The sequence below is a fragment of the Mesorhizobium sp. M1E.F.Ca.ET.063.01.1.1 genome, assembly GCF_003998155.1.
Lineage (GTDB): Bacteria > Pseudomonadota > Alphaproteobacteria > Rhizobiales > Rhizobiaceae > Mesorhizobium.
Genome location: NZ_RZSC01000578.1, coordinates 1 through 3,846, shown reverse-complemented (window position 1 = coordinate 3,846; position 3,846 = coordinate 1). Strand labels below are relative to the sequence as shown.

Below are 3,846 nucleotides of genomic sequence, written 5' to 3'. Positions count from 1 at the left end.
ATCACCGCCGACGAGGCGGTGATCGCCGCCGGCACCGGCGCTCCGGCAATCGCCGGAACGGCTGGCATCAAGCTGCCGATCGAGGCCCCGCCCGGCCTGATCGTGCATTCGCGCCCCTACAAGAAGCTGCTCAACGGGCTGGTACTGGCCGAGAGACTGCATATGCGGCAGACGGCGGAGGGCCGCATCATCGCCGGCTCGGATTTCGGCGGCGGCGATCCGGGCGAGAATCCGGAAGCCACCGCCCGCGAGCTGTTCGCGACGATGAAAGCGATGCTGCGCGGCGGCGATGGACTGGAGTTCGATTTTCATACCGTCGGTTACCGGCCGACCCCGATCGACGGATTTCCGATTGTCAGCCGCGCCGAGGGTGTCGGCGGCCTCTATCTCGCCGTCACCCATTCCGGAATCACGCTGGCACCCGCGATCGGCCTTTTTGCCGCCCGTGAAATCCTCGATGGCGAGCGCGATGCGTTGCTGGCGCCCTACGCGCTGTCGCGTTTCGCTCAGTAGCCAGGCGGCCGGCGAAACCCGCCAGCCAAGGGCGCGATCGCTGCGGCGATGCCGAGCAGCCGCGCTTCCGACCAGTGCCGGCCGACGAGCTGCAGGCCGACGGGTACGCCATTGCTGTCTTGCCCACACGGTATCGCCACCGCCGGGTGACCAGAATAGTTGAAGACCGCGCCATAGGCGGGCAGCATCCGGTAGCTCTCGTCCTTGCCGTTGACCTTGAGCGTGGTCCCCGGCTTGCAGTGCGCAAAGGCCGTGGTCATGGCGACCGGGCAGAGCAAGGCGTCGCAGGTTTCGAAGAAGCGCTCCCAGGCAAGGATCGAACGGTCGCGGCGGGCGAGCGCGGCGAACCAGCGCGACACCGGCGTCGGCTGCTCTGGCTGTTCCGGCTGTGCTGCCTCCAACATCATGCCGATCAGCCTGTCGCCCTCGGCGAGATCGTCATGCAGGTCGAGCTTCGGCAGTCTTGCTTCCCCGATGCTCGCGCCGGCGGAGGCCAGCCCAGCGGCCAATCTTTCCACCGCGGCGCTGATCTCGGCCGCTATTGGAAAACCCGGGAAGGTGCTGGCGAAGGCGATGCGCAACGAATTCAGTTCGAGCTTTGACGTTGGATCAATCGGCACCGGCGCCAAGTCGGTATCGGTTCCATCCGGGCCGGCAATGATCCGATAGATCAGCGCCAGGTCCTCCGGATTCCGGGCGAGCGGGCCGACACATGACATCCATCGGACACTGCGCGGCGCACCGCCAGGATCGGGGAAAGCGCCGGCCAACGAAATGCGATGCTCCGTCGGTTTCAGGCCATAGACGCCGCAGAACGCGGCAGGGAGGCGGATGGAATCCTGCATGTCGGTGCCAACCTCGAACGGCGCCATGCCTGTCGCAACCGCGGCCGCGGCGCCGCCGCTGGAGCCGCCCGCCGTACGCGACAGATCCCACGGATTGCTGGTGCGGCCAAAGAGCGGATTGTCCGACTGCCAGTCGCCCAGCATTGCGGCGACGTTGGTCTTGCCGACCAGCACGGCGCCCGAGGCCTTTAGCCGGGCGACGACCGGGCTGTCGCTCTGCGGCACATAATTGGCAAAGGGCGGGAAGCCGACGGTGGTCTTCATGCTGGCCGTCTCATGCGCGTCCTTCAAGGTGAAGGGCACGCCATGCAGCGGGCCGGGCGTGTCGCCGCGCGCCAGCGCCGCATCGGCTTTCTCGGCGCCCCCGCGCGCGCCTTCCCGATCGAGGATGACGACGGCGTTCACCGCTTCGTTATGCCGGTCGATCTGCGCGAGATGCGCATCGAGGGCCTCGACCGCCGAAATTTTGCGCTCGGCGATCATTGCCGCGAGGTCGGTGGCGGATGAGAAGGCGAGGTCCATGACGAGGCTCCGGCTGCTGCGCGCCGCCATCAACATGGCGGATTTCGATGTGGCTTCAAGCCGAGTTCAGCATCCGGAGGACAACGGTGCTTGATCGAAATTGCTGCGACTGAACATGTCGAGGTTGTTGCTCTACGCGCCCCTTTCTCCTGCCGGAAATCTCTCCACGGTGGGCAGATTGGATGTCACGATGGCTTTCGCCAAGATCCCAACGTTTGACAGACTACACAGCCATTGCCAACCGCGCGGCGGCCGGCGCAAACGGACGGATGCTTGTGCCGTCCCTGGTCATGGTGACGAAACTCGACGGCGGGATCGCCTGCCAGTCGCCGCCGTCACGGTCGAACGGTTCGGAGACGATGCAGCGGCCGGCGCCTTTGGCGAAGGCGCCGGTATAGAGCGTCGGCGCATGATCGTCGGTGGCATAGCGCACGGCATGCAGCGCCTGGCCGTCGGAGAAGGCGGCGGTCAGCTTCAGCGCCGGTTCGAGACCTGCGCGGCGCGAGGCTTCCAGCACACGGCTGGTGGCGCGCGCCACAGCGCCCTGCGGGTCGTCGGACATGCCTTCGTCGATCATCAGCAGGAAGAAAAGCTCCGAATCGGTGGTGCCCTCGCGCTGGTCGAAGACGGCGTCGGAGAGCGAATTCTCAAGCGTGCGGCGGATTTTTTCGAAGCCGCCGATCTGGCCGTTATGCATGAACGACCAGCGGCCGGAAATGAAGGGATGACAATTCATGCGGCTGGTGGCGCCGCCGGTCGAGGCGCGCACATGGGCGAGGAACAGGCCGGATTTGATCTGCCGGCAGAGGCTCTTCAGGTTCGGATCGGACCATGCCGGCAGGATGTCGCGATAGAGGCCGGGCTCGGGGCGGTCGCCATACCAGGCGAGGCCGAAACCGTCGCCATTGGTCGGCGACTTGGCTTCCTGGGCGCAGTGGCTCTGGGCAATCAGCGAATGGCAGGGCGCGGTGATGATGTCTTCGAGGAAGACCGCTTCACCAAGATAGGCCGCCCACCGGCACATCGCTTTCCACCATCTTTCAGGCGCGGTCCAAGAGAGCCGCCGGCTCCTTCACCGCGTTTGAGCCTCTGTTTTGCGTGCGCTCATAGAGCTCGCGAACGATCCGGCTGGCCGTAGTCTCGAACAGAAATGGCAAGAAAGCGTGAACGAGCGCAGCGCCGGCGGCCATCGACAGGCGGGAACAGAACCAGGCGGCAAAGGCCATATGGCCGAAATAGGTCTCGCCCACCTTGGCCGGATGAGCGGTGAAGAGTGCCGTAAACCGTGTCGTCATGGTGGTCCCTCCTGCCGGGATGAGCCCCGATTCTGAGTAACCTGCCATGAGGCGAAGGTTCATCGATCTCAAATTGTCCTTGAATGGAGAAGAATTTTGGGACATTCATCCCAATATGATCCATGAACTCGATGCAAGCGATCGAAGATTGCTGGCGGAGCTGCAGCGCGACGGCACGCTTTCCGTCGACCAGTTGTCGGAGCGCGTGGCGCTTTCGCGCAATGCCTGCTGGCGGCGCGTCAAGCGGCTGGAGGAGGACGGCGTCATCACCGGGCGCGTGGCGCTGGTCGATGCCGACAAGCTCGGGCTCGGCCTTTCGGTGTTCATCCTGATCCGTACCTCGAACCACGACCCGGACTGGCTGCAGAAATTCCGGGCCGCGGTGACCGGCTTTGCCGAGATCACCGGCGTCTACCGAATGTCCGGCGACCTCGACTATGTGCTGAGGGCCCGCGTCGCCGACGTCAAAGCCTATGACCGGCTCTACCAGCGGCTGATCGCCAAGGTGGCGCTGTCGGACGTCTCGGCCTCTTTCGTGATGGAAGAAATCAAGGAGACGACCGTCGTTCCGGTGGAGTTGCGCTGAAAGCCGGCGGAACCGCGTTCAAAGAAAGCCGTTGATAGGCTTGCCGTCGAGTTGACCGAATCGCCATTCGCGCCGATAGGAATGG

At 64.7% G+C, this 3,846-nt stretch carries 5 protein-coding genes; 2 read left to right on the top strand and 3 right to left on the bottom strand.

Annotated features, from left to right (window positions below; translation table 11 throughout):
• On the top strand, window positions 1–513 hold a 513-nt coding region (locus EOA29_RS28400), incomplete at its 5' end, for an FAD-binding oxidoreductase (protein WP_145969840.1).
• Here the strand turns inward: EOA29_RS28400 and EOA29_RS28395 are convergent.
• The 3 genes from EOA29_RS28395 to EOA29_RS28385 all read right to left on the bottom strand — a co-directional run bounded on the left by EOA29_RS28395 (window position 507) and on the right by EOA29_RS28385 (window position 3,175).
• Window positions 507–1,880 carry an amidase gene (locus EOA29_RS28395; RefSeq protein WP_126090488.1) on the bottom strand — a complete coding sequence of 458 codons (1,374 nt, stop codon included), beginning with the start codon at window positions 1,878–1,880 and terminating at the stop codon, window positions 507–509. The genes EOA29_RS28400 and EOA29_RS28395 overlap by 7 nt on opposite strands.
• Before the next feature lie 223 nt (window positions 1,881–2,103).
• On the bottom strand, window positions 2,104–2,904 hold the full coding sequence (locus EOA29_RS28390; protein WP_126090489.1) for a class II glutamine amidotransferase: 801 nt from the start codon (window positions 2,902–2,904) through the stop codon (window positions 2,104–2,106).
• 16 nt (window positions 2,905–2,920) lie between these two features.
• Window positions 2,921–3,175, bottom strand: coding sequence for a DUF6356 family protein (locus EOA29_RS28385; protein ID WP_126090490.1), 255 nt, complete (start codon window positions 3,173–3,175; stop codon window positions 2,921–2,923).
• Window positions 3,176–3,290: 115 nt separating this feature from the next.
• Here EOA29_RS28385 and EOA29_RS28380 point away from each other — a divergent pair, with 115 nt between their 5' ends.
• Window positions 3,291–3,761, top strand: a complete 471-nt coding sequence (locus tag EOA29_RS28380; protein WP_126090491.1) for an Lrp/AsnC family transcriptional regulator — start codon at window positions 3,291–3,293, stop codon at window positions 3,759–3,761.
• Window positions 3,762–3,846 lie beyond the last annotated feature (85 nt).